Origin of the sequence: Cupriavidus sp. KB_39, assembly GCF_052114485.1 — a bacterium.
Taxonomy (GTDB): Bacteria; Pseudomonadota; Gammaproteobacteria; order Burkholderiales; family Burkholderiaceae; genus Cupriavidus.
In genome coordinates this window covers 168,087-194,079 of record NZ_JBFREV010000001.1, presented here as the reverse complement: position 1 = coordinate 194,079, position 25,993 = coordinate 168,087, and the positions used below count along the sequence as shown (strand labels likewise).

At 67.5% G+C, this 25,993-nt stretch carries 21 protein-coding genes; 6 read left to right on the top strand and 15 right to left on the bottom strand.

All coding sequences use genetic code 11. The annotated features are described in order from the left end of the window. Positions 1 to 77: 77 nt before the first annotated feature. Complete coding sequence (locus AB4Z27_RS00835) at positions 78 to 1,052, top strand: Bug family tripartite tricarboxylate transporter substrate binding protein (RefSeq protein ID WP_369823434.1); 975 nt, start codon at positions 78 to 80, stop codon at positions 1,050 to 1,052. Between the two features lie 9 nt (positions 1,053 to 1,061). Here AB4Z27_RS00835 and AB4Z27_RS00830 read toward each other — a convergent pair whose 3' ends face one another. Continuing rightward, a complete protein-coding gene (locus AB4Z27_RS00830) occupies positions 1,062 to 1,805 on the bottom strand; it encodes a winged helix-turn-helix domain-containing protein (RefSeq protein ID WP_177219913.1) in 744 nt (247 codons plus the stop codon). A 557-nt stretch (positions 1,806 to 2,362) separates the two neighbouring features. On the opposite strand from AB4Z27_RS00830, the gene AB4Z27_RS00825 reads away from it, so the two are divergent. Further along, positions 2,363 to 5,053 (top strand): glycoside hydrolase family 18 protein, encoded by a 2,691-nt coding sequence (locus AB4Z27_RS00825; protein ID WP_092294560.1) that lies wholly within the window; start codon positions 2,363 to 2,365, stop codon positions 5,051 to 5,053. A gap of 364 nt (positions 5,054 to 5,417) precedes the next feature. Here AB4Z27_RS00825 and AB4Z27_RS00820 read toward each other — a convergent pair whose 3' ends face one another. The 3 genes from AB4Z27_RS00820 to AB4Z27_RS00810 form a co-directional block, all read right to left on the bottom strand. Further along, positions 5,418 to 6,818: an MFS transporter gene (locus AB4Z27_RS00820; RefSeq protein ID WP_441643767.1), complete on the bottom strand. Its 1,401-nt coding sequence runs from the start codon at positions 6,816 to 6,818 to the stop codon at positions 5,418 to 5,420. A gap of 129 nt (positions 6,819 to 6,947) precedes the next feature. Then, positions 6,948 to 10,379: an ATP-binding protein gene (locus AB4Z27_RS00815; RefSeq protein WP_441643766.1), complete on the bottom strand. Its 3,432-nt coding sequence runs from the start codon at positions 10,377 to 10,379 to the stop codon at positions 6,948 to 6,950. 6 nt (positions 10,380 to 10,385) lie between these two features. Next, entirely contained in the window at positions 10,386 to 11,030 is a 645-nt protein-coding gene (locus tag AB4Z27_RS00810; RefSeq protein ID WP_092294566.1) for a response regulator transcription factor, read from the bottom strand. Between the two features lie 574 nt (positions 11,031 to 11,604). Here AB4Z27_RS00810 and AB4Z27_RS00805 point away from each other — a divergent pair. After that, positions 11,605 to 11,856, top strand: a complete 252-nt coding sequence (locus tag AB4Z27_RS00805; protein ID WP_092294568.1) for a hypothetical protein — start codon at positions 11,605 to 11,607, stop codon at positions 11,854 to 11,856. A 62-nt stretch (positions 11,857 to 11,918) separates the two neighbouring features. On the opposite strand, the gene AB4Z27_RS00800 is transcribed toward AB4Z27_RS00805, so the two are convergent. The 5 genes from AB4Z27_RS00800 to AB4Z27_RS00780 form a co-directional block, all read right to left on the bottom strand. After that, positions 11,919 to 12,368, bottom strand: coding sequence for a BLUF domain-containing protein (locus tag AB4Z27_RS00800; protein ID WP_441643765.1), 450 nt, complete (start codon positions 12,366 to 12,368; stop codon positions 11,919 to 11,921). Between the two features lie 10 nt (positions 12,369 to 12,378). Further along, the gene (gene folE / locus AB4Z27_RS00795; protein ID WP_092294572.1) at positions 12,379 to 13,104 is read right to left on the bottom strand and encodes a GTP cyclohydrolase I; all 726 of its coding nucleotides are present in this window, start codon (positions 13,102 to 13,104) and stop codon (positions 12,379 to 12,381) included. 90 nt (positions 13,105 to 13,194) lie between these two features. Further along, positions 13,195 to 14,463 (bottom strand): arsenic transporter, encoded by a 1,269-nt coding sequence (locus AB4Z27_RS00790; protein WP_092294574.1) that lies wholly within the window; start codon positions 14,461 to 14,463, stop codon positions 13,195 to 13,197. Positions 14,464 to 14,484: 21 nt separating this feature from the next. Then, the gene (locus AB4Z27_RS00785; protein WP_369823419.1) at positions 14,485 to 16,551 is read right to left on the bottom strand and encodes a penicillin-binding protein 1A; all 2,067 of its coding nucleotides are present in this window, start codon (positions 16,549 to 16,551) and stop codon (positions 14,485 to 14,487) included. A gap of 10 nt (positions 16,552 to 16,561) precedes the next feature. Next, positions 16,562 to 17,488, bottom strand: a complete 927-nt coding sequence (locus AB4Z27_RS00780; protein ID WP_441643764.1) for an alpha/beta hydrolase — start codon at positions 17,486 to 17,488, stop codon at positions 16,562 to 16,564. A gap of 132 nt (positions 17,489 to 17,620) precedes the next feature. On the opposite strand from AB4Z27_RS00780, the gene AB4Z27_RS00775 reads away from it, so the two are divergent. After that, complete coding sequence (locus AB4Z27_RS00775) at positions 17,621 to 17,854, top strand: hypothetical protein (RefSeq protein WP_092294580.1); 234 nt, start codon at positions 17,621 to 17,623, stop codon at positions 17,852 to 17,854. Positions 17,855 to 17,872: 18 nt separating this feature from the next. Here AB4Z27_RS00775 and bglX read toward each other — a convergent pair whose 3' ends face one another. Next, positions 17,873 to 20,170: a beta-glucosidase BglX gene (gene bglX, locus AB4Z27_RS00770; RefSeq protein WP_441592824.1), complete on the bottom strand. Its 2,298-nt coding sequence runs from the start codon at positions 20,168 to 20,170 to the stop codon at positions 17,873 to 17,875. 273 nt (positions 20,171 to 20,443) lie between these two features. Between bglX and AB4Z27_RS00765 the strand changes: the two genes are divergently transcribed. After that, entirely contained in the window at positions 20,444 to 21,991 is a 1,548-nt protein-coding gene (locus AB4Z27_RS00765; RefSeq protein WP_177219914.1) for a glucan biosynthesis protein G, read from the top strand. A 40-nt stretch (positions 21,992 to 22,031) separates the two neighbouring features. On the opposite strand, the gene AB4Z27_RS00760 is transcribed toward AB4Z27_RS00765, so the two are convergent. Both AB4Z27_RS00760 and AB4Z27_RS00755 read right to left on the bottom strand, forming a co-directional pair. Continuing rightward, positions 22,032 to 22,289, bottom strand: coding sequence for a DUF3820 family protein (locus tag AB4Z27_RS00760; protein WP_441643763.1), 258 nt, complete (start codon positions 22,287 to 22,289; stop codon positions 22,032 to 22,034). A 51-nt stretch (positions 22,290 to 22,340) separates the two neighbouring features. After that, a complete protein-coding gene (locus AB4Z27_RS00755) occupies positions 22,341 to 23,069 on the bottom strand; it encodes a 2OG-Fe(II) oxygenase (RefSeq protein ID WP_441643762.1) in 729 nt (242 codons plus the stop codon). A 163-nt stretch (positions 23,070 to 23,232) separates the two neighbouring features. Here AB4Z27_RS00755 and AB4Z27_RS00750 point away from each other — a divergent pair, with 163 nt between their 5' ends. After that, positions 23,233 to 23,808, top strand: a complete 576-nt coding sequence (locus AB4Z27_RS00750) for a cupin domain-containing protein (RefSeq protein ID WP_255370811.1) — start codon at positions 23,233 to 23,235, stop codon at positions 23,806 to 23,808. 5 nt (positions 23,809 to 23,813) lie between these two features. Here the strand turns inward: AB4Z27_RS00750 and AB4Z27_RS00745 are convergent, their stop codons facing one another. The 3 genes from AB4Z27_RS00745 to AB4Z27_RS00735 are packed head-to-tail and all read right to left on the bottom strand — an operon-like array spanning position 23,814 to position 25,989. Then, positions 23,814 to 24,359 carry a MarR family winged helix-turn-helix transcriptional regulator gene (locus AB4Z27_RS00745; protein ID WP_092294587.1) on the bottom strand — a complete coding sequence of 182 codons (546 nt, stop codon included), beginning with the start codon at positions 24,357 to 24,359 and terminating at the stop codon, positions 23,814 to 23,816. Between the two features lie 2 nt (positions 24,360 to 24,361). Then, positions 24,362 to 24,847 carry a DUF3237 domain-containing protein gene (locus tag AB4Z27_RS00740; protein ID WP_092294589.1) on the bottom strand — a complete coding sequence of 162 codons (486 nt, stop codon included), beginning with the start codon at positions 24,845 to 24,847 and terminating at the stop codon, positions 24,362 to 24,364. Further along, positions 24,844 to 25,989, bottom strand: coding sequence for an ABC transporter substrate-binding protein (locus AB4Z27_RS00735; RefSeq protein ID WP_092294591.1), 1,146 nt, complete (start codon positions 25,987 to 25,989; stop codon positions 24,844 to 24,846). The genes AB4Z27_RS00740 and AB4Z27_RS00735 overlap by 4 nt, the downstream gene beginning before the upstream one ends. Positions 25,990 to 25,993 lie beyond the last annotated feature (4 nt).

Here is a 25,993-nt window from a genome sequence, read left to right as displayed (position 1 = left end):
CCCAAAAAAAGACAAGACAATCAGGAGACAACTTCATGCGAGTACGTGTATACCCGCGCCGCCGCTTTATGGCCGCCATGGCCACGATGGCGGGCGTGGCAGTGACGGCGGCGTTCTCCGCGGTGCCGGGGGCGGCCCAGGCCCAGGCCCAGAACTATCCGAACAAGCCGATCCGCATGGTGGTGGGATTTCCGAGCGGTGGCGCGCCGGACATCCTCGCGCGGATTTTTTCCGAGAAGATCTCCCCGTCGTGGGGCCAGCCCGTGGTGGTGGACAACAAGCCCGGCGCGGGCGGCAACATCGGCGGCGAGGCCGTGGCCCATGCGGCGCCGGACGGCTACACGCTGGCGCTCGGCACTGTCGGCACGCACTCGATCAACGGCGCGCTGTACAGCAAGATGCCGTACGACATGGTCAAGGACTTCGCGCCGGTGATCCTGCTGGCGTCCACGCCCAATGTGCTGGTGGTCAATCCGTCCGTGCCGGCCAAGAACGTGCAGGAGCTGATTGCGCTGGCCAAGTCCAAGCCCGGCGCGCTGCAGTTCGGCACGCCCGGTGTCGGCACGTCACTGCACGTGGCCGGGGAACTGTTCAACACGATGGCGCAAGTCAAGATCACCCACGTGCCGTACAAGGGCCGGGCGATGGCCATCCCGGACCTGCTGGGCGGACACATTCCCATGATGTTTGACAACCTGCCCTCGGCGCTGCCGGTGGTGAAGGAGGGCAAGCTGCGCGCGCTCGGCGTGACCAGCGCCAAGCGCTCGCCGTCCGCGCCGGACATCCCCACCATTGCCGAGCAGGGCCTGCCCGGCTACGAGGCCGAGTCCTGGTTCGCCGTCTTCGCGCCAGCCAACACGCCCAAGGACGTGGTGGCCAAGCTCAACACCGAGCTGAACCGCATCTTCAAGCTGCCCGACGTGCAGGCCAAGCTGAAGACGCTGGGGCTCGATCCCGTGCTCGGMACGCCCGAGGCGCTGGCCACGTACCAGCGTAGCGAAATCGCCAAATGGGCCAAGGTGGTGAAGGACTCGGGCGCCAAGGCGGAGTAAGGCGCGGCGCTACATGGCGGGCGGGCGCGCCCCGCCATACCCCTGCTGGCGGAAGCGGTAGCCCACCTTGGGCACCGCCGCCACGCAGTTGTCGAGGCCGAGCGGGTGCAACGCCCGCCGCAACCGCGACACCAGCTGCGTGAGGCAATTCTCATCGACCATCGCCTCGGCGCCCCACACCGCCTCGATAATCTGCTGCCGCGACATCACGGTGTCGCGGTGCTCGATCAAGGCGGCCAGCAGGCGTAACTCAAAGCGCGTGACCTTGGCGACCACCCCGCCGTAGGAAATGACGCCCTGTGTCTCATCGACATGGAGGTCGTCCTCCGTGGCCGGCAAGGGCTGGGTGGCGGGCGGCATGCCCAGCCGGGCCAGCACATGCGCCAGGCCGCGCGCCTGTTCGAGTTCCGCACGGGCCTGGCCGGCGGGATCGGGCGCCAGCACGGTGTTCGGCACCGGGATGAAACGGTAGCCCTCGCGCGGCACGGTCACGATGTGCCCGTCCAGACCGACGGCGCTCAGTGCCTTGCGCAGCCGGTAGACCAGTTGCACGAGGTAAAGCTCGTCCACCAGTTCGGCACGCTTGCCCCAGACGCCATTCAGTAAATAATCCTTCGGCTTAACCGCTGGTTTTTCCTCTACCAATAACCGCAGCAATCGCTTTTGCTGGCCGGTTATCGTTGTCTCCACGCCGCCGCGAATCACGCGGTCATTGTCCCAGTCAAAAAATACCGAATCGCCATTACGGATCATTTCGCAACCCTCATGTCGTCTGCGATGGACGACAAGCGTACGGGCGCGATTCACCGGCTCCCATGGAAGATATTTTCGCGGCGATGTGCCCCGAGCGGGTGACGCCATCGCACCGGGCACGCGCAATATCACACGGGGTTGAAACAATGCGGCCGGACGCGCAATGGTTGTCGTCATTCTTTTCAGGAATTCACGTTGTCCACGCGGCGTAACCCAGCGCCGCGCGCGAACTCTCTAACATCGCGCGTTCCCGCTTATGGCGACGATCATAACCCATTCGGGTCCGGCATCCTTGTGCGTCCGCACACTCAAAACTGCCAGTGCATAACCGGATGGATTCCCGGAAATCCACGTCATCCATTTTTTTGGCGTAGAAACATGATTCTTCGCATCGATTTTTTTTATAGCCTGCGATTAATCCTGACACAGAATATTCCATCCCCATTCCATGTCATTAAGTCTGGCCCGAGAGAAAGATGGCATGGCCGCCTGGCGAGGGTTTTGTCAACGCGAAGGGAACCGGCGGCATTCATCCAATTCTGCAAGGACAGATAGTCATGGCAAAAGTATCGGACAACAGCACCCCGGGCCAGCAAGGGCGGACAGGATTCGCATCCACGGGATATCGGAATGGGGCTCCCGATGAGCAGGCGCCGCCGAAAACGCCGCTGTCGCGCTTCAAGGGCCGCAGGCAAGCATTGAAGGGCGGGCGCGCCGGCAGTGCGCTGGTGTACAACGGCGACCCTGGCGATCCCGCCAAGCCGCAATCGGTAGGTGCCACGGAGCGCACTTACCAGCAAAACAAGTTCGATCCGGCCACGGAGACCGAGGACTATTCGTACACGGCGACGCGCGTGGTCAAGCGTGTCTACAACACCTACGGGGCCGTGCCCCAAGGCAGGAAGGTGTTTGGGTATTTCACGGATTGGTCGCAGTACGACGGTCGCCTCGAGGGCAACTTCAACAATGCATCGGCCGGGCGCGGCCTGGACATGATGCTGGTGAACGCGGCCGCCTACGACAAGATCATCATCGGCTTCGCCGGCATCGTCGGCGACAAGGGCGAGAAGCAGTACGTGATCGACAACGCCGCCGTGGACTTCGGCAAGAARCTGCACGAAGCCACCTTCGTTGATCCCTGGGGCGATGTGGCGTCGTTCCTGAACGTGGGGTTCACCAGCTGGGTCAGCAATGACTACCAGGATCTCTTCATCCAGAGCAAGGCCCAGGGCGTGCTCGGCGGCCTGAAAAAGCTGAAGGACAAGAACCCCAACCTGAAGTTGTCGCTCAGTCTGGGCGGCTGGACGATGAGCGAGGCGTTCCACGCAGTGGCGGCGAATCCGAGCCAGCGCAAGACGCTGATCGACAGCCTGGCGTTCATCGTCCAGCGTTTTCCGATGTTCACCGAGATCGACCTGGACTGGGAGTATCCGGGCAACGCGGGCGCCGGCAATCCGCACGGCCCCGAGGACGCTGGCAACTTCCAGACGCTGGTGCGCGAACTCAAGCAGCGCCTGCCAAGCATCCGGGTCAGCATTGCCGCGGGCGCGTCCATGTCGACGCTGCTGACGTCCGATATCAAGGGGATGATCGCGTCGGGCGTGGAAGGCATCAACCTGATGACCTACGATTACTTCGGCACGCCGTGGGCGCCCAAGCTCGCCCATCATTCGAACTTGTTCGATGTCGATCCGGCGGACCCCGAAGGCCACAGCATTGACCGTGCCGTGAAGTACCTGCTCGGACAGGGCGTGCCGTCGACCAATATCAACATTGGCTTCGCCGCCTACAGCCGTAGCGGGCGCAACGCCGTGATCGACAGCTGGTCGCCGCTGCAGGGTACGTACAACCCGGGCTCCGGCACCACCACCGGCACGTTCGAGTCGGGCACCACGGAATTCTTCGACCTGCTCTACAACTACCTCGACCTGGAGCACCAGACCGGCATCAACGGCTTCAACGTCTATACGGACGAGGTGGCCGACGCGGACTATCTGTACAGCCCGGAGAGCGGCCTGTTCCTSTCCGTCGATACCCCGCGCTCGGTGTACGCCAAGGGCGAGTACGTGCGCAAGCACAACCTCGGCGGCCTGTTCACGTGGACCATCGACATGGACAGCGGCGTGCTGGTCAACGCCGCGCGTGAGGGGTTGGGCGCACCCGTGCAGACGCGCGTCGTCGACATGGACCCGTTCTACTTCTCCGGTATCAACGTGCAGGACGGCGGCAGGGCGCCGGTAGCGGTGATCGACGGCCCCACGGAGGCGTTCGAGGGCGACGACGTGGAATTCACGGCGCTGCGTTCGGTGGGCTCTGACCTGACGTACAGCTGGAGCGCGCCGGGCCTGACCTTCATCGACGACAAGACCACGTCGACGGTGGGTGGCCTGCTGCCCACCGTGGCCCGTTCGTACACCATCACGCTGACCGTGCGTGACGGGAGCAACCGCACCAGCACGGCGACACAGACGCTGAAGGTCAAGGCGCGCACCGCGGCGCCGCCCACGTCGCGCATTTCGGTGGTGCTGGAGGCCGGCACGCCCTTCGCGCTCTCCGGGGAAGCGTCGTTCGATCCCGACAACGATCCGCTGACCTACCTCTGGGACGCGCCGGGCCTGCCGTTCTCCGGGAGTACCGAGGAGCTGGTGGAGGGTACGGCACCGTCGGTGGACGAGCAGACCGACTACTGGGTCAAGCTGACCGTGAACGATGGCACGCAGACCGACCAGAGCGCGATCTTCCTCTCCGTGGTGCCTGGCGAGACGCCGTCCGGCGGGGTGGTGGCCAAGATCACGGGTCGCTTGCAGGTGGAGGCGGGCGCGCCGATTTCGCTGTCGGCCGTCGACTCGACCGGCCCCGCGCCGCTGCTGTATGCGTGGGACGCGAACGGCCTGTCGTTCGATGGCGCCGACACGATCTCCGTGACCGGGAACGCGCCGATCGTCGACCGCGACACCACCATCCAGGTGACGGTGACGGTGACTGGCGCGGGCGGCAGCGGCGACCGGGACTCGGATACCGTGGAACTCCTGGTGCTGGCCGGCGGCAGTAGCGGCGACGAGGGCACGTGGCGTCCCGAGGGCTATCCGGGCGATGCCATCGTGACCAACAACTACCAGGGCCAGGGGCTGCATCAGTACAAGGCCAAGTGGTGGGCGGGCGCCGATCAGGAGCCGGGCGATCCTGACGTGACGACCACCCATGCGGAGGGCGACGCCAAGGTCTGGTACGACATGGGACCGGTCTGACAAACCGGGAAGACGGCCGGGTGAAGACCCGGTAGCGGTTCCGGGTGGCGGGTCATCGGCAGGATGACGCCCACCCGGTTTTTTGTTTCGGGCTACCTGATGTGGGGCGAGGCGCCATGGCCAGACTGCGGCGGCGGCGGAGGTGGTGGGTGGGATGGAGCCGGTGGGCGTGCGCGGCATGCCTCCTGGCGCTCTCCGGCTGCACGATGATCTGCATCCGTGGCGACCACAACCGCGTGCAGGATGCCGGCGGGCACGGCAAGATCATGCTGCCCGACCTTCGGCACGATGACAGCCCGACCCGCCATCAACCTGACGGTCAGGCGCGCCATCGTGAGGGCGGCCGGGGGCCCTAGGCTATCGCCTACGCGTCGGGTTCCGGCGGTTCCGGGCGGGCAACCGCGGGTCGCGCGTCGTCCTGGCTGCGCAGGCGGCTCAGGCTGATGGCGGCGCCGATGGCGGCGACTGCCGCGGCCACGCACAGCGCGCCGCGCGCGGCGCCGGTCGGATCGAGCCCGAACAGCAGCGCCACCACGGCCGTGCCGGTGGTCTGTCCCAGCAGTCGCGTTGTAGCTTGCGCGCCGCTCGCGCCGCCGCTGCGCTCGGGCGGCGTGGCGGTGATCATCGCGCGATTGTTCGGCGACTGGAAGAACCCGAAGCCGATGCCGCAGAGCGCCGTGCGCCAGGCGATGTCGAGGCTGGAGGCATCCTTGCCGARCAGGGCCAGTCCGATCAGGCCGCCGGACAGGCAGATCAGGCCGGCACCGGCCAGGATCGACGCCGGATACCGCTCGGAGAGGCGTCCCGATACCAGCGCCATCGCGGCCACCATCAGCGGCCAGGGCGTGATCAGCAGTCCGGTCTCCTGGAGACTGCGTGCAAGCTGGTATTCCAGATAGAACGGCAGCGACACAAACGCCAGCATCTGGGTCATGAACGAGCAGAACGACGTGCCCACCGCCAGCGTGAAGGCCCGGCTGGCGAACAGGTCCACCGGCACGAGCGGCGCGAGGCGCCCGCGCTGGCGCCGCACCAGCAGCCAGCCGAGCCCGATCGCCGCGACCAGGCCCGCCGCGCCGGCCAGCCGCAGCGGGGCATGCCCGAGCGCGTCCACGCCCAGCACAAACATCCCGAACACGATGGCTGACAGCACGGCGCTGGGGTAGTCGAATTCGCGCGGCTGGGCGGGCGTCTCCGGCAGCGCGGTACGCGAGATCGCCAGCGCGGCGAACGCCACGGGAATATTCACGGCGAACAGCCATGGCCAGCTGCCCACGGCGAGGATCAGCGCGCCGAGCGACGGGCCCACCGCAATCGTCACCCCCACGACCAGCGCGTTGAGCCCGATACCGCGCCCGAGCTTGGTCGGCGGGTAGATGAACCGTACCAGCGCGGTGTTCACACTCATGATGCCGGCGCCGCCAATGCCCTGCAGCACCCGCGCCGCCACCAGCATCGGCAGGTTGGTGGCCAGTGCGCAGAGCACCGAGCCGACCAGGAAGGTGGCCAGCCCGACCCGGTACACGCGCTTGTAGCCGAGGATGTCGCCCAGCGACGACAGCGGCAGCAGGCAGACGGTGACCGTGAGCTGGTAGGCGTTGACGACCCAGATGGTCCGGGCGGGATCGGAATCGAGCGCCCGCGAGATGGACGGCAGCGCGATATTGGCGATGGAGCCGTCCAGCACGGCCATGATCAGGCCGCAGAAAACCGTGAGGATGGCCCAGGTGCGCTGGGGCTGGGGAAGACCTTGATCGGGCGGCATGAAAGGGGGGCGACTGGCGTATTCGTGCCGCGCCCCGGCCCCGGGGGAACCGGACCGGCGCGGCCGCGCCATTATCGTCCGGTGCCGCCGTCCCCGCAAATCGCGCTTTTGTGGTAGGCGCGGGTGGCCTCAGACCTGCGGCGCGGTGTCGCCCTCGGCATAGTGCTGCACCACGGTATGGAGCTGGTCGGCGAGGCCAGCCACCTCGGGCGTCCACGTGGCAGCGGCCTCGCACAGGTGTTCGACGTTTCGGCACACGCCCACGATATCGTGGGCCTGGACGATCTGGAACGCGCCCGCCGACCGGTGCGCCCAGTGCCGCAACCCGGCGGGGTCGTGCGCGGCGATGATCCGGGTGAGGTCGGGCAGATCGGTCTGCAGGTGTTCGCGCAGCAGCGACTGGTAGCGCGAGATGTCGGCGGGCGGCAGCACGGGCGGGGCCGGTGGCGCGGCCGGTGCCGAGGGGAGCGGCATCGCGAACGTCCGCAGCACCTGTTCCATCTCCCGCAGCGAGGCAGGTTTGCCGATATGGCCAGCGAAGCCCAGCGTATCCCAATCCACGGCCTGTCCGGTCTGGGTCACGGCGCTGAAGGCGAGCACGGGCAGGGCGGGCCGCGTGCGCCGCAGGGACTCGAGCAGCGCGTAGCCATCCATCACCGGCATGTGGATGTCGGTCAGCACGAGGTCGGGCTCGGCGGACATCTGCTCCAGCATCGCCAGCGCCTGACGCCCGTCGCCCACCACCACCGGATGCCAGCCCAGCGTCTGCAACTGTTCGGCGACCAGCGTCTGGTTCAGCGCGTTGTCCTCCACGACCAGGATCGTCCGGCCCGGGGCGGGGTTGTCATCGTTGGCGAGGGCTGCCGAGGCTTCGTCCTCTGCATTGTCGGCGTCGCCCTCATCCTCGCCGGAATCGCCCAGCGCCGCCTCGATGGCTGCGAAGATCGCGCTGTGGCTGTAAACCATCGCCTCATGCACGCCCGGTGCACGGCGCGCGGGACGATCAGGACCGTTGCGCGTGAGCCACGCCACGCCGGCAGGGCGGATCTCGCGCAGGGCCGCGAGCTCCGGCAGGCCGTAGTCCCCGGTTGCGACCAGTACATGGGGCCGGTTCCCGCGCAGGTATGCCAGCGCGCCGCCCAGGGTGTACGCGACATGGGTTTGCCATCCGGCCGATTGCAGCCAGGCGTCGATGGCCTCGCCGGACTCGGCTTCYTGGCACAGGACCATGGCGCGGCCGCCCGGCGCGGGCGGGGGCTGGGCGGCCCAGCCGGCGGCCCGTTCGAGCGGAATCGCCACGGTGAACGCCGTGCCGACGCCCTCCACGCTCTCCACGGCGATGCGGCCGTCCATCAGTTCGCAAAGCCGGGCGCAGATGGACAGCCCGAGGCCCGTCCCGCCATGGCGGCTGGTCGCTCCGGCGTCCCCTTGCACGAATGGCTGGAACACCCGCGCGACCAGTTCGGGCGGCATGCCGACGCCGGAATCCAGCACGCGGCACACCAGCGTCGTCCTGCCCCGGGGATCGGTGCTGACCTCGGCGGCCAGCGTGATCTTGCCGCAGGACGTGAACTTGAACGCGTTGCTGAGCAGGTTGTTGGCGATCTGCGCCAGCCGGGTCCGATCGCCCACGAGCACGRTATCGAGCGACGGCATCAGGTTGGCATGGAAGCGGATCGGCCGGTCCGCCGCCAGCGGGGCGAAGGCCAGCGCCACGCTTTCCAGTTCGTCGATGGGCCGGAACGGCGCTGCGGCCAGCGTCATCTCGCCGGCGTCGATCTTGGAGAAATCGAGGATGTCGTTGACGATGCGCCGCAAGCCCTCCGACGCCGCGTTCAGCGCGCGCAGGCGCGGCGCGTGGGCTTCCAGGCCCTCGTCGCGCGCCAGCAGTTCGAGGTTGCCGAGCAGCGCATTCAGCGGCGTGCGGATCTCGTGGCTCATCGACGCGAAGAAGTTCGAGCGGGCCCGCATCATCGCCTCGGAGGTCTGCTGTGCCGCGCGCAGTTCGTGCTCGATCTGCTGTTGCGCCGTCACGTCCTGAATCGCACAGAACAGCACGTCCTCCTCCTGATACCGGGCGCGCGCGTGCGTGATCTGGAGGAACTGCTGTGCTTCGTCGTGCGGCTTGGGGGCGTCGTCCGGCTCCCGGGCGGGTACCACCACCTGCGCGACCGACACGATATCGCCCGGCGTGTCACGGCGTGCGCCATGCCGCAGCGCCTGCACCACGTGCGCGGGCAGCCGGCCGCCCTTGTTCAGGCTCAACAGCGAATCGGCGACCTGATTCGACGTCAGCACCACGTCGTCCTGGAGCCGGACGATGCACAGCCCGATCGGCGTGGCGCTGACCAGGATATGGTTGATCGTCTCGCTCTCCAGCGCACGGGCGGCTTCCGCGTGGCTGCGGCGCAGCAGGTGAACATCCCAATATCGCGCCGTCACGACAATGGCAGCGATCAGCAGCGCCCCGATCAGACCGATCAGCCCCAGCGCCTGCGCCACGGCGCTGAACAGGAGGCCGTACGAGAGCAGATAGACCAGCGCGCCGAAGCCGTGACCCAGCGGCTGGATCAGCACCATACCGGCGCGGGTAAAGGCAAAGGCGTCGGACGAGCGATCGCGCGCGTCAGTCAAGATGCGCCGAACCACCGCCGGCGGGGCGGGCGGGGACGGCGGTGACACGTCGATCTGCGCCTGCGCGTGGTTCACCAGCATCAAGGTGGCGGGGTCGCTGGGCCGCTGCAACTGGGCAAGGAAAGCGCCCACCGGGACGCTCGCGGCGACGAAGGCGACGGGTCGTTCCCCGTCGCTAACGGACATGAGGGCCGTCATCGCTGGCAACTGGAGCATGGGGTCGACGGTCGGGCCGATCCAGCGGGGCTCCCCTCGCGTGCCCGGCGCCGGGCCGGCGGGCAAAGCCCGCAGCGCCTCGGCGAAGCTGTCGCGCAACGTCGTCACAAGCCCCGGTTGCAGCGCAAGGGCCGTGGCCGAGGTACTGCCCGGCGACAGGACGATCGCGTAGGCCGCGTCGGCATCGACGATATAGGCCGGGTGATGGAGATCGAGCGCCTGTTGGGTGGTCAGCGCGGCATTGGCTACCTGCTGCAGYTGCCAGAGTCGATCAGGCAGCGCCGCACCCCAGGCGGCGCGCGTCTCGGGGGGAATCAGCAGGGTGTAGCGGCCGTCGGGCGGCGAGGCAATCCCGCTGGCGTGGACCTGCTGGAGCAGCGCCCGGGGCAGGTCGGCATCGGCGTGCGCCGGGTTGGGGGCCGGCCGGTACCGCTGCACATTCACCACGGTCAGGGCGGTGCGCCGCAGGAAGGTCGCCTCGCCCTGCAATTGCAGCGAGATTGCGCTGACATACTGGGCGACATGCCCGCGACGGTAGTCGATCTCCCGCGCCGCCGCCAGCACGGCAAGCAGCACCGCGGAGACGACGACAATGGCGATCAGCAGGCCGATGGTGGTGTAGTAGAGGTGCTGCTGCCGCCGGGCATTGCGCGCGAGCGAGGCGAAGGCCTGGGCGAGCGACTCTTGCGTGCGGTCGAGAATCTGCTGCATGAAGGATCAGATCAACCCGTGCTCGTAGGCATACCGGATGAGGTCCGTGTTGGTCTGGATGCTGAGCTTGCGCATGGCCACGGTCTTCTGGCTCGAGACCGTGCTGACCGAGCGGCCGAGCTTGCTGGCAATCTCGTTGAGCTGCAGCCCCTGCGCGTAGAGCCGCACGATCTCCAGTTCGCGCACGGTCAGTTCGGTGGATGGCGCGGCGGTGCTCGCGGCCTCCAGCACGGCGCGGATGGAGGGGGAAAAGAAATCGCCGCTGGTGGACGTGACCTGGATGCACGCGCGGATCACCTCGTGCGGATCGTCCTCCTTGCTCACGAAGGCGCGCGCGCCGAGTTTCATCGAGCGATGAATGACACCGGTATTGGTCTGGGCGCTGATCACGACGACCGGCGTCTTCGGATGCAGCCGCACCAGCCGGCGCAGCAGGTTGAAGCCGTCCAGCGAGCGGTCGCCGTGGCCCATGCTGAAATCGGTCACGGCGACGTCCGCCGGGGTGTGGCTCAGGGCGCTGGTCAGCTCGCTGCCATTCGTGCATTCGCACGCAATGACAAAGCCAGGCGTGCGCTGGAAGCAGTCTCGCAGGGCTGCCACCACGAGTGGGTGATCATCGGCCAGTGCAACTCGAATGATTCTTCCGGACATGCCTCGATTTCCTCTCGCTGACTGGCAGCGCATTCGGTATAAAACAGTGAAATGACAGCGCGTTGCGTGAAGTGTAGTGCTTTCGCAATGCTTAGGAAAATGCCTGCTGGATATCGATGATGTCTATCTTGAATTTCCGATGAATTAGGACCAGTCCGATATCGATGACGTATCTGCGAAGTCCATGACAATTGCAACAGTGTTGTTGCAATGCCGCGGCGTGGAACGCGATGATCGACCCTTTGCAGATTGTTGACGCCGGCGATTTCAGATTCGGAAAGATAAGATATTTTCGCAATAAATTCGATACGAAGAGAATCGTAATTTGGCGAAAAATTGATTGCATCATCGATTTCTACTCGACGCTGTTCGCAGTCTGGCGTGGGGCTGGAAAGGGGCTGGGATGGTGCTGGCGAAGGGGGCGGTGCCGGGCGGCGCCCGCCAGGGCCCGCCGGGAATACATCTACCGCCATTGGGGTCATTGGCCCGCCATCACGTGCCGGGCAGATTGGTGGCATGCTGTGGCGGCGCTCGCGCAATCCTGGCGCGACGCTCTTCCACGGTGAGGTGTGCCATGGCAAACCGCCCATTCTCCGAGTTTCCCGCCCATGAACGGCAAGACGTCGAGGCCGTGTTCCGGCAAGTCGGTCTTGCGTCACAAGAGTTCGAGATCTCAGACGTCAATGGCACGTCGGCCCGGCAGGTCACCGTGCGAAGGCAGCGCACCGGGGCCGAAAGCGTCTACGACGCCAGCCCCGGCAACGTATGGGTCGAGGAGTTCGAGAGCGATCTCGAGTGCGGCCTGTTCGGCCAGGTCTCGGTCTGACGGCGCTGGCGGTGCATGATCAGGCACCCAGGAGTGCCAGCCTGCCAGCGTCCTGACCGACGCTAGGAYGTGTGCCGCCCGCGTTCCGGCGCGCGGCCGACAATGGCGGCGCCCGCGATCAACTCCTTCAGCAGCGCCAGCGACGACGCGCCGGGCATCCGGCACGGGTCCAGCTCGCCCTGGGCGGAGTAGCGCAGCAGCGTGGCGGCGTTGATCTTGCTCGCGTTGACGCGCCCCATCGACCAGCCCGCGAAGGCCCGCTCGGCGATTTCCTCGTAGTGCAGCAGTACCACGTCGTGGTGGCGCTTGTCCCGGCCAATGCTGAGGTACAGGCGCGAAACCGCCTCGCGGTCGCCTTCGAGCGCCTGCAGGAACACCCCGTTGCCGTGGCAGAGCACCCCGGTAATGCCATGGMGCAGGTTCTGCGCGAGGCTGGTTTCGAGAATATCGTCCAGCATGGCCGGTTCCATCGGCGCGCTGGCGCGGCTGGCGTAGATCAGGCGGACTAGCATCGGCAAATCCTCAGCGGCGATTCAGGTTGAGCAGCGTCAGGAACTCACGGCGCAGCTTGTCGTCCTTGAGGAACGAGCCGCGCATGACGCTGTTGGTCATCTTGGCGTCGGTGTCGCGCACGCCGCGCCAGTGCATGCAGAAATGCTCGGCCTCCATGACGATGGCCAGGCCATCGGGGTTCATCTTCTCCTGGAGCAGATCGGCGATCTGCGCCACCGCTTCCTCCTGGATCTGCGGACGGCACATGATCCATTCGGCCATGCGCGCGTACTTGGACAGGCCGATCAGGTTGGAATGGCGGTTCGGCATCACGCCGACCCAGAGACTGCCGATGATCGGGCACAGGTGGTGCGAGCACGCGCTGCGCACGCGGATCGGGCCCACGATCATCAGTTCGTTGAGCTGCTCGACGTTCGGAAACTCGGTGACCTCCGGCGCCTTGGCGTAGCGGCCCGCGAAAATCTCCTTCAGGTACATCTTGGCCACGCGGCGCGCGGTCTCGCGCGTGTTGTGATCCTGGTCCACGTCGATGACGAGCGTGCGCAGCACCTCTTCCATGCGCGCCTCGACTTCGGCCTGCAACGCGTCCAGCTCGCCGTGCTCGATAAAGCGGGCGATGTTGTCGTTGGCGTGGAAACGCTCGCCGGCGGCTTGCAGGCGGCCCCGGATGCGTTCCGAGACTGGTGTGGAGGCGGGCGCGGGGAGGGAATCCCCGGAATGATCCTTGTGTGGCATGAGCGGGTGCTGGGGCAGTGGTGCGCGGTGCTTCACTATATGGCAGATGGCAGGGCGCCACAACCGGCCCCATCCGCGTGGGCAAACCGGCTAGCGCAGCACGGCCAATGCCGGCAGCAGCGCCAGCGGCATGACAAGGGCGCCAGTCTTCAGGAATGTGCCGGCGCCCACGGCATGGCCCTCACGCCGTAGGGCGGTCAGCCACAGCAGCGTGGCCAGCGAGCCGGTAACGGAGAGGTTCGGGCCCAGATCCACGCCGATCAGCACCGCTGCCGTCACGGTGTCCGAGGCGTGGCCGGCCGCCAGCGCCGAGGCCGACAGCAGCCCCGCCGGCAGGTTGTTCACGATATTGCTGATTACGCCCACCATCACSCCGGCCAGCCCGGCACCGAGCAGGCCGGCCGGGCCACCCTGCGCGGACATCGTGGAAAGATCGCGCACCCAGTGCGCCAGCGTATCGACCAGCCCGGTGCGYTCCAGGCCCGCCACCAGCACGAACAGCCCCGCCACCAGCGGCAGCACGCCCCAGGAAACCTCTTTCAGCGCCGGCACCAGCAGGCGGGGCCGCGTGGCGCAGACGGCGGCCAGCGTGGCCAGCCCGCCGAGGCAACTCGGCCAGCCCAGGTCCTGGCCGCGCAGCGAGGCCACCAGCAGCGCCAGCCCGGTACCGACGATGCCGAGCGTGGTCAGCCATGCCTGCGGCGTCAGCGGCGGCACGGGTACGTCTGAATCGATGCGTTCCGCCAGCGCATGGCGCTGCGTCCAGTACAGGACGACGAAGGTCATGACGATGGCGACCACGGACGGCAGTGTGAAGCGTGCGAGCCAGCCCGCCAGCGGCGGCATCCGCTCGCCGAACAGCACGAGATTGGCCGGRTTCGAGATCGGCAGCACGAAGCTCGCCGCGTTGGCGATGAACGCGCAGGCGTAGAGGTAGGGCAGCGGATGCTTGACCCGCGCGGCGCGCGTGGCCGCCAGCACCGCCGGCGTCAGCACCACGGCGGTGGCGTCGTTCGACATGAACACCGTGACCGCCGTGCCGAAGCCGTAGACCAGCAGGAACAGCCGGCGCGCCGAGCCCCGCGCGCCGCGAACGGCCAGCGCGGCCACATGGTCGAACAGGCCGGTCTTGCGGGCCAGTTCCGAGATCAGCATCATCCCGGCCAGGAACAGGTAGACGTCGTTGCCGCGCGCCACGGCGGCCAGCGCCTCGCGCCAGGGCAGCAGGCCCGCCACGCAGAGCAGCAGCGCGCCGGCCATGGCCCAGAAGGCTTCGGGCAGACGGAACGGACGCAGCAGCACGCCGGCGGTGGCCGCCGCGGCCACCGTCCAGATCATCGAGGCATGTTCACCGGGCATGGGAGGGAGCGTGTCGTCGGTTCAGAGCGGCGCGGCGGGGCTGGCCGGGGCAGCGGGCGGCAAACTGGTCGCGGCGGGCGTGGGGCCGGCCGGGCCCGGCGTCACCGGCACGCCGGCATCGGCAGGCAGGTCCGCCACCGCTGGCGGGGGCGGGAAGCCCAGCGCCGCGATGCCGTGCGCGCCGTCCGCGTTCTCGGCATAGGCCCAGTCGCCGTTGAACTTGGCGAGGTCCGCAGGCGGGGGGAAGGGGGCTTCCGGCACGCCGGCCAGCCGGCCTTCCATATAGGCGGCCCAGATCGGCAGCGCCGTGGTGGCGCCGAACTCGTGCCGGCCCAGGCTGTGGTTGTCGTCGAAGCCCATCCACGTCACCGTGACCACGTCGGCCGCATAGCCGGCGAACCAGCCGTCCACGGCATCGTTGGTCGTACCGGTCTTGCCGGCGATGTCGCCGCGCCGCAGGTAGCGCCGCACGCCGTTGCCGGTGCCGGCATCGACYACGCTCTGYARCAGGCTGTCCATCACGAAAGCGTTGCGCGCGGAAATCACTTGCGGCGGTTCCGCACCTGCATCGCCCGTGCCGGCGGTAAACAGCACGTTGCCTTCGCCATCGGTGATCTTGTCGATCAGGTACGGCTCCACGCGATGGCCGTGGTTGGCAAACACGCCATAGGCGGCCGCCAGCCGCAGCGGGGAGGTGCTGCCGGTACCCAGCGCCAGCGGCAGGTAGGGCGGCAGCCGCTTGGTGGCGAAACCGAACTTGCCGGCATGCTCGATGGCGTACGGCACGCCCACGGCCTGCAAGGTGCGGATGGCCGGCAGGTTGCGCGACTCGGCCAGCGCCTGGCGCACCGTGATCGGGCCCACGAAGCGGTTGTCGTCGTTCGACGGCTGCCAGCGCGGATTGTCCAGCGGCGCGTCGTTGATCAGCGTGGCCGGCGAGATGCCGCGCTCCAGCGCCGCGGAATAGATAAAGGGCTTGAAGGTCGAGCCGGGCTGGCGCTGGGCCTGCGTGGCGTGGTTGAAGCGATTGGTGGCGAAGTCCGCGCCGCCGATCATGGCCTCGATGGCGCCGGTGCGGCTGTCCAGMGAGACCAGCGCGGCCTGGGGCAGGGCGGCGTTAGGGGCATCGGCAGGCTTGGCGCCGTGGCGCTTGCCATAGCGCTCCAGGCCGGCCTGCACGGCGTCGTAGGCCAGCGTCTGGCGCATCGACGACACCGTGGTGTAGACATTCAGCCCGCGTGTATAGGCGTCGTCGCCAAAGCGGTCGTGCGCCAGTTGCCGGGCGAGTTCGGCCACGTACTCGGCATGGCCCGCGAAGCGGCCATTGCCGGCGTTGCTGACCACCAGCCGGGCCGCGCGCGCCTCGCGGTATTCATCCTGGTTGATCATGCCGAGCGCCAGCATGCGCCCCAGCACGTACTCCTGCCGCCGCTTGGCGCGCGGGAAGTTGACCACCGGATTCATCGTGGAGGGCGCCTTGGGCAGCCCGGCCAGCATCGCGGACTCCGCCAGCGACAACGCCGCGAGCGGCTTGCCGAAGTAGGTCTGCGCGGCACTGCCAAAGCCGTAGGCGTGCTCGCCCAGGTAGACCTGGTTCATGTACAGCTCGAGGATGCGCGCCTTGGGCAGCGTGCGGTCGATCTGCCAGGCCAGCAGGATCTCGTACCACTTGCGGGACAGCGTTTTCTCGCGCGAGAGGTAGAAATTGCGCGCCACCTGCATGGTGATGGTGGAGGCGCCCTGCGCGTAGCCTTCGCCCAGATTGGCCAGCGCGGCGCGGAACAGGCCCGGCACGTCCACGCCCACATGATGGAAGAACTGGTCGTCCTCGGCGGCGAGCAGTGCATTGGACATGCGCTGCGGCACGTGCTCGATCGGGATGAACTCGCGGTGCTCGGTGCCGAACTCGCCGATCAGCACGTCGTCGCTGGTGTAGACACGCAGCGGCACGTCGGGGCGGTAGTCGCGCAAGGCATCGACATTGGGGAGCTGCCGCAGGCTGATGACCGCGGCAAAACCGGCGAGCAACACGCCGCTCGCTGCCAGCGCCGCGGTGACGGCCGCAGCCTTGACTGCAAATCTTTTCATGGCGCGCATTCTACCGTGCTGCAGGTAGCGGCAACGCCACTCCGGTATCTGAATGATCGGTGGGTGGCACCTTATCCACACGGACGGTCGGTCGTTCGTGTGGATGATGAGGCACTTGTTGCGCGAATTCGCAGAGGGCCTGCCACGTCTCGGGCCGTTCGACGATGGTGAAGTGGTCCACGCCGGGAATGGTCTGGAGCGAAACCGGCCCCGGCCAGGCCGCCATCAGCCGTTCCGAGCACTCGTGCGGGACCACGTCGTCCGTCTCGGCCAGCAGCACCTTGGTGCTCTGCACGACCTTCTTGCAGTGCGAAATCGAGTCGAAATGGTGACGCATGAGCTGGCGCAGCGGCACCAGCGGAAAGCGCTTGCGGACGATTTCCAGCAGCGAGTCGTAGGGGGTGATCAGCTGCAGGCTTTCGAAATCCTGCAGATCGGCGAGCTGGATGGCCACCCCGGTCCCGAGCGAGCGGCCCACCACGTGCACGCGCACGCCGGGAAAGGCGCGGCGGATATGGAGCAGGAACTGGCTGGCATCGGCCACGGCGGCGGCCTCTGAAGGCATGCCGTCAGAATGGCCCAGGCCGCGATAGTCGAATGTGGCGAAGCCCATGCCCGGCGCCAGCCACTTCACGTATTGCAGGGTTTCCAGCACGTCCTCGCCACGGCCCGGCAGGTAGAACAGCAGGTCCCGCACGCCTTCGTGGTCCGCGTGGTAGACGTAGCCCCGGAACAGGCCGCCCGGCACGGTGTGCGAATAGGCGACGATGCCTTCGGGCAGGTCGCGCGGCGGGCGCCGGCGGGCATCGAACAGCAGCTTTTCCTGGTTCACGGCCAGGTAGGTCCAGTAGCAGACAAAGCCGCCGGCGGTCAGCAGCGTGGCGGCGACCGAGCGGCGGAGCAGCGTGGTGAGGCGGGGGGCGTCGAGGGCAGACATGGGGCGATGGGGCAGGCGCGGCGGCAGGTGGCGACGAAGCTACCTGATTTTGAGGGATGAGGGCGTTCGACCGCCAGAGGCGCCGCCGAGTTCTTGTACGATACGCCTCACAAACATGGAAGGAACCTTGGCATGAACGACGAACAGAAGCGCGCGGAAGAAAACGAGGCGATGGAACGCGTGGTCAACGCCACGCGCCAGGTACAGGTGGCGTTTGCCGCGCTGCAGAGCCAGTATCCGCCGCAGGGCAGCGGCAAGCCGTCGAAGATGGCGCTCCAGACCTTCGACGCCGCGCTCCAGGCGCTCGAAGACGCACAGGCCGGCTTCGACGATCTGCTGAACGAACTGCTCGACGGCAACCGCTGACTCCCTGTCACGCGTCATCTACGGTTGCAGCGTGAACCGCTGCTGCCGCACCGAGGCCGAATCCAGGCCGACCTGCACGTTGAAATCGCCCGGCTCGGCCACGTACTCCAGCTTGCCGTTGTAGAAGCGCAGCTTGTCTTCGCCGATCGGGAAGCTCACCACGCGGGACTCGCCSGGCTTGAGCATCACCTTGCGGAAGTCCTTCAGCTCCTTCACCGGCCGCACCACCGAGGCGGTCACGTCCTGAATGTAGAGCTGCACCACGGTCTCGCCTTCGCGCGTGCCGGTATTCTTCACGGTCACGCTGGCGGTGATCTGGCCGTTGCGCGGCAGCGCCTGGCCCGAGAGCGCCACGTCGGAGAGACTGAACGTGGTGTAGCTCAGGCCATAGCCGAACGGATACAGCGGGCCGGATTCCTCCTCGAAGTACTGGGAGGTGTAGTTCGGCGGCTTGCCCGGCGTGAACGGCCGTCCAATGCGCAGGTGGTTGTAGTACGTGGGAATCTGGCCGAGCGAGCGCGGGAACGAGATCGGCAGCTTGCCGGACGGGTTTTCGTCGCCAAACAGCACATCGGCGATGGCGTGGCCGCCCTCGGTGCCCGGATACCAGGCTTCCAGCAGCGCGTCGGCGTTGTCGCGCTCCCAGTTGATGGTCAGCGGGCGGCCGTTCATCAGCACCACCACCAGCGGCTTGCCGGTGGTGCGCAGCGCCCGCAGCAGCGTCTGCTGGCTGCCCGGCAGGGACAGCGTGGTGCGGCTGGAAGCCTCGTGCGACATCCCGCGCGACTCGCCCACGGCCACCACGATGGTATCGGCCTGCCGCGCCGTCTCCACGGCCTCGGCAATCATCTCGCCCGGGGAGCGCTTGTCCTGCACCACCTCGGGGTTATCCCAGTTCAGGAAGTTCAGGTAGCCGACCACGCGTTCGTCGTCGGTCATGTTGGCGCCGCGCGCGTACCTCACCTGGCCGCTTCCGGCCAGCGCGTCGCGCATGCCCTGCAGCAGCGTCACGGACTGGGTGGCCTTGCCTGCCGCCGACCAGCTACCCATGATGTCGATGGGCGCGTCAGCCAGCGGGCCGATCACGGCCACCGTGCCGCCCTTCTTCAGCGGCAGCGTCTGGTTGCGGTTTTCCAGCAGCACGAGCGACTTGCGCGCCGCGGTGCGGGCCTCCGCGCGATGCAGGCGGCTCTCGGCGTTCACGTCGGCCGGGTCCTGTGCCGCCGTGCCGATGCGGCGATACGGGTCCTGGAACAGGCCCATGTCGTACTTGGCGCCCAGCACCTCGCGCACGGCCTCGTCGATCAGCCGCACCGGCACCTCGCCTGTCTTCACGAGGTCGGGCAACTGCTCCAGGTAGCGCGAATCCGCCATGCTCATGTCCACGCCGGCCTCGATGGCGAGGCGGGCGGCCTGGCGGCCGTTGTCGGCCACGCCGTGGCGCAGCAACTCGTCGATGGCACCGTGGTCGCTCACGGTCACGCCCTTGAAGCCCCATTCCTTGCGGAGGAGGTCGCGCAGCAGCCATTTGTTCGACGTGGCCGGCACGCCGTTCACCGAGTTCAGCGCGATCATCACCCCGCCGGCACCCGCATCCAGCCCGGCGCGGTAGGGCGGCAGGTAGTCCTGGTACATACGCTGCGGGCTCATGTCCACGGTGTTGTAATCGCGCCCGCCCTCCACGGCGCCATACAGCGCGAAGTGCTTGACGAAGGCCATCACGCTGTCCGGGTTGGCCGGCGTGGCGCCCTGGAAGCCGCGCACGCTGGCGCGCGCGCATTGGGAGACGAGGTACGGGTCTTCGCCAAAGCCCTCGGAGGTGCGCCCCCAGCGCGGATCGCGGGAGATATCGACCATCGGCGCGAAGGTGGCATCCAGGCCGTCGGCGCTGGCTTCCTTGCCCGAGATGCGCGCGGCCTGCTCGACCACGGCCATGTCCCAGCTCGACGCCAGGCCGAGGCTGATCGGGAACACSGTGCGATGGCCGTGCACSACGTCATAGGCGAAGAAAATGGGAATCTTCAGGCGGCTCTGCTGCGCGGCGGCGTCCTGGAGCGGGCGGTTGTCGGCRCGGGTCACCGAGTTGAAGGTGCCCCCCACGCGGCCGGCGGCGATTTCCTTGATCAACTGCGGCTGCGGCATGTCCTGGCCGATGCTGATGAGCCGCAGCTGGCCGATCTTCTCCTCCAGGGTCATCTTGCCGATCAGGTCGGCGATGAACGCGTTCTTGTCGCCGGCGGCGACCGGTGCGGCGCCGGCCAGCGCCGGCGTACAAACCAGGCTGGCCGCAAGGGCCAGCGTCGAAAGCAATCGCATGTGGTGAGTCTTCCCCAATGAGCCAGGCCCGCAATCATGCCCCGAAGTGCCCTGAAAGTGTGCACAAGGGTGCAGGAAGCGGCGCCGGCCGGCTGTCGTCCAACGTCTGATCGGCACGTCGGGCGAAATCGGTTATTTTTGTGGACTGCGTCGGCAGTTTACCCAAATAGGACGGCAACTTTGCCTCCCGGGCGCTGTCAGCCTGTTTTCGATTCGATTTTTCTGGAGGGATTCGTGGTTCTTGCCGTCTTTGCCGCGTCATTACGTAACAAGATGCAACTTGCCTTGCCGGCCATCGCGCTCGCGGGCGCGTTCGTGGCCAGCACGCCAGCCGCYGCCTTCTCGCTCGACGACGTGACCACCCGCGCCAGATCGATGGCGGACCAGCCYTATGTGGCCCCGGTCAGCAACCTGCCGCCGGCCTTCTCGAAGATGCAGTTTGCCGACTACATCAAGATCCAGCCGAAGATGGATGCGGTGGAGTGGAAGGACCAGCCCACGCCGTACCGGCTGGGCTTCTACCATCAGGGCATGCACTTCAGCACGCCGGTCAAGATCAACGAGATCGTCGGCAGGAACGTGCAGGAGATCCGCTACTCGCCCACCCGTTTCGATTTCGGCGACCTCAAGCTCGACAAGGCCGCGACCAACAACCTCGGCTACGCAGGCTTCCGCGTGCTCTACCCGCTGAACCGGCCAGACAAGCTCGATGAAGTGATGAGCATCCTGGGCGCGAGCTACTTCCGCGTGATCGGCAAGGGCCAGGTCTACGGGCTCTCCGCGCGSGGGCTGGCGATCGATACCGGCCTGCCSGTGGCCGAGGAGTTCCCGGCCTTCCGCGAATTCTGGATCGAGCGGCCTACGGCGCCGGGCAAGCCGCTGGTGTTCTTCGCGTTGATGGATTCCCAGCGYGCCACGGGCGCCTACCGCTTCGAGCTGATGCCGGGCACGGACGCAACGCTGAAGGTCCAGGCGCGCGTGTTCATGCGCGGCGCGGTGACCAAGCTCGGCATTGCGCCGCTGACCAGCATGTTCCTGTTCGGCCCGAACCAGCAGCGCGACGCCAACAACTTCCGCCCGGCGCTGCATGACTCGAACGGGCTCTCCATCCACACCGGCGACGGCGAATGGCTGTGGCGCCCGCTGAACAACCCCAAGCATCTGGCGATCAGCACCTTCCAGGTGAACAACCCGCGTGGGTTTGGCCTGATGCAGCGCGGCCGYGAGTTCTCGGCCTACGAGGACCTCAAGGACCGCTACGACCTGCGCCCGAGCGCGTGGATCGAGCCGCAGGGCGACTGGGGCCGCGGCAAGGTCGAGCTGGTGGAGATTCCCACGCCGGACGAGACCAACGACAACATCGTCGCGTTCTGGACGCCTGACCAGCTGCCGCCGAAGGGCCAGCCGATCAGGGCCGACTACACCATGCACTGGACCATGGACGAGCGCGCGATGGTCGACAAGGACCTCGCMTGGGTCAAGCAGACGCTGCGCAGCGCGGGCGAGATCATGCAGGCCAACCTGATCCGCCATCTGGATGGCAGTCTGGGCTTCGTGGTCGACTTCGAGGGCGGCGCGCTGGCCAAGCTGCCGCCGAACGCGCCGGTGCGCGCGTCGTTCAGCGTCAGCGACAACGCCGAGGTCATCGAGAACATCCTGCAGCCGAACCCGGTGACCAAGGGCTACCGGGTGACGCTGCGGATCAAGGTCAAGGACCCGAAGAAGGTGGTGGAGATGCGCGAGGCGCTGGTTTCCGGCGACAAGGTGCTCAGCGAGACGTGGAGCTACCAACTGCCGCCGGATTCGATGCCGGCCAACTGATCACGGATCGCCGTACGGCGATGCACCCGAGCGGGCCGCCTTAGCGCGGCCCGTTTTTCTTGGGGAGGGGGATGCGCCCGGCGCCTTCCCGCAGCGGCTTGAGCAGGTCCGACAGCCCGTTGTGGTCGAGTTCGTGCATCAGCGCCAGCAGGCGGCCAATCTCGCCGGGCGGGAAGCCCTCGCGCGCGAACCAGTTCAGGTAGTTGCCGGGCAGGTCGGCAATCAGCGTGCCCTTGTGCTTGCCAAACGGCATGGTGCGCGTGACGAGCAGGCGCAGGGCTTYGGCGTCGGGAAGCATGGGCGGCTATCGGTTGGGTCGGGAAAGCGGGCATTGTAGCGCCGCCGCCGGTCACTCGGCGTCGTGGAAGATGATGCCGAGCGTGTGGCGCATGCCCGAGCGCAGGCGGCTCACGCCGTGACGCATGTTCACCCTGTAGGGCCCGCGCGTGCCCTGCACGGGCCGCTGGCTGACCGCGAAGACCACCGCGTCGCCCTGCGCCAGCGCCACCACTTCCGCGCGCGACTGCATGCGCGGGCGCTGCTCCGTCATCACGAACTCGCCGCCGGTGAAGCCGGTGCCGGGCGCCGACAGCAGGATCGCCACCTGGAGCGGGAACACCTGTGCGCCGTACAGGTCCTGGTGCAGGCAGTTGTAGTCCCCCTCGCCATAGGCCAGCAGCAGCGGCGTGGGCCGGCGCTGGCCGGCGCGGTGGCACGCGTCGAGAAAGACGGCGTGCTCGGGCGGAAATTGCCGTTCGATGCCCATGGCCGCGTGCCAGCGGTTGGCCACGGGCACCAGATGCGGATAGAGCGCCGTGCGCAGCCCTTCGACCAGCGGCGGCAGCGGGTAGCGGAAGTACTTGTACTCGCCCCGCCCGAAGCCGTGCCGGCCCATGACGATGTGCGACCGGTACAGGGCGTCTTCGTCGTAGCGCGCCGCCAGGGCGTCGCATTCGGCGGTCGAGAGCAGGCCCGGGATGGTTGCGCAGCCCTGCGCGTCGAGGTCTTGCGTGATGGCGTCCCAGTCGAGCGCGCTCACGCGCTGCGCCGGATCGTGCTGGTAGGAAGATGTCCGCATCCGCATACCTTAAGCCACCGGCGGGCGCCGCGCTCGCCGRATTCGGACCCCCGTTCCAAACTGTTGTTCCAAATGTCACCGATGGTGCGGCCCCGCACGGAGCGCGGGTGTCACGCTGGCTTATCTTTCGTCGGTCAGCAACCTCAAACAGGAATGATTGCCGATGAAAGACGAGCATATGGCGGCCCACGGAGCTGACCAGGCACCTGCATCCATTCGCGAAACCGGGGCCTTCAGCAAGGCCAGTGCCCTCCCGATGAAGCCCTGCGAGATCCAGCCCGGCTGGGTGCGCAGCGGCCAACCCGTGACGCACTACAGCGAGCATTCGACCGCGGCGGATGAACTTGCCTGGACCTCTGTGTGGGACTGCACACAAGGCGCCTTCGAGTGGCACTACGCGCTCGACGAGATCGTCTACATCCTCGAAGGCGAGACCCGCGTGACGGATGCCCACGGGCGCACCCACACGCTGCGGGCTGGCTCGATTGGMTACTTTCCGGCGCATACCACGTGGTACTGGGAGGTAGACCAGTACGTACGCAAGGTGGCGATCTGCCGGCGCGAGGTGCCTGTCGGCCTGCGCCTGGCCACGCGCTTGCTGGCGCGGATCAACCTCGATGGGCGGCTGCTGCGCCGCCTGCGCGCCAGGGGCCAGGTCACCGGCGCCATCACGCGCAAGCGCGCGGCRGCGTTGATGCTGATGCTGGCGGCGGCTGTCGGGGCCATCGCGGCCACGTAAGACGGCTAGGGTTCGCCCGGCGCCAGCTTGTCCAGCAGGCGCAGCAGCGTCTGCCGCTCTGCCTCGGAGAGCTGCGCGCCGATGCGGGCGTCGTGGTCGCAGACCGCCTCGGTCACGGCGGCCAGCGTCTGGCGGCCCGTGGCCGTCAGCGCCAGCGCGTACGCACGCCGGTCCGTGGGCGAAGGCTCGCGCGCGACCAGCTGCATGGCTTCGAGCGCATCGAACAGCATCACCGCCCCGGAGCGGGCGATGCCGAGGATGCGCGCGAGGTCCGTCAGCCGCACGCCGGGATTCCGCGCGATGATCTGCAACGCCGAGAAACGCGGCGGCGTGATCTGCCACGCCGCGAGCGAACGGACGAAATCCTCGTAGATGCGGATCTGCGCGCGGCGGATGGCGTARCCGGTCAGCGTGTCCAGCACGCCGTAGTCCACGTCGGGCAGATGGGGGTTGAAGTGCCCCTCGCCGTCTGCGCCCTCGCCGAGGGCCGGATCCGGCGCCAGCGGCTCGCGCGTCTTGCGCGTGCTAGACCCCTTACCTGTTGCCGTCATCGTCAGCGCACGACGAAATAGCGCAGCACCACGCGGTCCGGGTAGCGCGCGCCRGTGGCCACGAAGGTGTGGCGCATCAGCCAGAGGTAGGCGGGCGTGGCGGTCTCGAAGCGTGGTGCGGTGCGGAAATAGAGGCGGGACGGGTCCACCGTGCCGCCCGCGTTGAGCTGGGCGATATCGGCCTCCGTGCCGCTGCGCACGCCGGCGTTGACGATATAGATGCGCGCGCCGTCGTCGGTTTCCAGMACATAGCGCGCTTCGATGTCGGCCGTGGTCCAGCCGTCGCCGCTGCCGGGGCGGATCAGCTGGAAGTCAGCGCCGCCGGGCAGGATGCGGCCATTGAGCAACGGCCCGGACGCCGTGCCGGACAGGATCGGGATCACGCGGCGCTGGCCGAGCGGCCCGGCGCCGAGATCCGTGGCGGGTGCCACCGCGATCTCAAAGTCCGCCACCAGTTCCAGCGCCGGCGTGGGCAGGGCGAGCGTCATTTCAGCAGCTTCCAGTTGCCGTTGTCGATGGTCAGCATCACCCGGCCGCGATTGTCGAAGCCGAAATGGTCCTGCGCCGTGTAGTTCAGTACGCCGTGGGAGACGACGATGTCGCGCTCGCTTTCCAGGGCGTCGCGCAGCGCCTTGCGGAACTCGGGCGTGCCCGGCTTGGCGTGCTTGAGCGCCACTGGCACGATGCGCTGCAGCACCAGCCCCGCGTCATACGGATGGGCGCCGAACTGTGTGCGGGTTTCCGGCCCGTACTGCTTCTCGTAGCGCGTGACGTAGTCGAGGCCCGGTTTGCGCGGCGCGCTGTCCGCCGGCAGCTGCTCGGCCACGATCACCGGCCCCGCCGGCAGGATCGCCCCGTTGACAGCCTTGCCGCCRATGCGGATCAGGTCGCGCGTGGCCGCGCCGTGCGTCTGGTAGACCGGGCCGGTGTAGCCGCGCTCGCGCAGCGTGGTGTGCGGCAGCGCCGCGCCGGTGCCGGCGCCGGCAATCAGCATCGCGTCAGGCTTGGCAGCCATCATCTTGAGCACCTGGGCGGTCACGCTGGTGTCGGAGCGCGCGTAGCGCTCGGTGGCCAGGATGCGGATGCCCTTCGCCGACGCGGCGCTGGTGAACTCCTTGAGCCACGTTTCGCCGTAGGCGTCGGCAAAGCCGATAAAGGCGACGCTCTTGACGCCATTGGCCTGCGCCCGGGCGGCCACTGCGTCGGCCATCAGCTTCACTGGCTGGGCCAGCCGGTAGGTCCACGCGCCGCGCCCGGGCTTCAGTTCGATGGGCGAGAAGGCGAGCTGTACGGTCTGGCTCTCGTCCGCSACTTCCGAGATGGCGATGGACGGCGCCACCGACGACGAGCCSAGGATGATGTCGACCTTGTCCTCGGTCACAAAGCGCCGCGCCACCTTGGTGCCCTGCGTGGGGTCCGAGGCGTCGTCCATGAGGATGTAGCGGATCTTCTCGCCGCCGATGGTCTCGGGCAGGAACGGCATGGTGTTCTTCTGCGGAATGCCGAGCGAGGCGGACGGGCCGGTCGAGGAAATGCTGACGCCGACGGTGACCTCGGCATGGGCGAGGCCGGCGGCCAGCAGCAGGGCCGGCAGGGCATTCAGGCTGAGGCGGATGGGGTGCGGCTTCATGTTG

Bases quoted from the DNA above. Each gene is read 5' to 3' on its own strand.
- AB4Z27_RS00830 (WP_177219913.1), bottom strand. From the start codon at position 1,805: ATGATCCGTAATGGCGATTCGGTATTTTTTGACTGGGACAATGACCGC.
- AB4Z27_RS00810 (WP_092294566.1), bottom strand. From the start codon at position 11,030: ATGTCCGGAAGAATCATTCGAGTTGCACTGGCCGATGATCACCCACTC.
- AB4Z27_RS00805 (WP_092294568.1), top strand. From the start codon at position 11,605: ATGGCAAACCGCCCATTCTCCGAGTTTCCCGCCCATGAACGGCAAGAC.
- folE (WP_092294572.1), bottom strand. From the start codon at position 13,104: ATGCCACACAAGGATCATTCCGGGGATTCCCTCCCCGCGCCCGCCTCC.
- AB4Z27_RS00780 (WP_441643764.1), bottom strand. From the start codon at position 17,488: ATGTCTGCCCTCGACGCCCCCCGCCTCACCACGCTGCTCCGCCGCTCG.
- AB4Z27_RS00775 (WP_092294580.1), top strand. From the start codon at position 17,621: ATGAACGACGAACAGAAGCGCGCGGAAGAAAACGAGGCGATGGAACGC.
- AB4Z27_RS00755 (WP_441643762.1), bottom strand. From the start codon at position 23,069: ATGCGGACATCTTCCTACCAGCACGATCCGGCGCAGCGCGTGAGCGCG.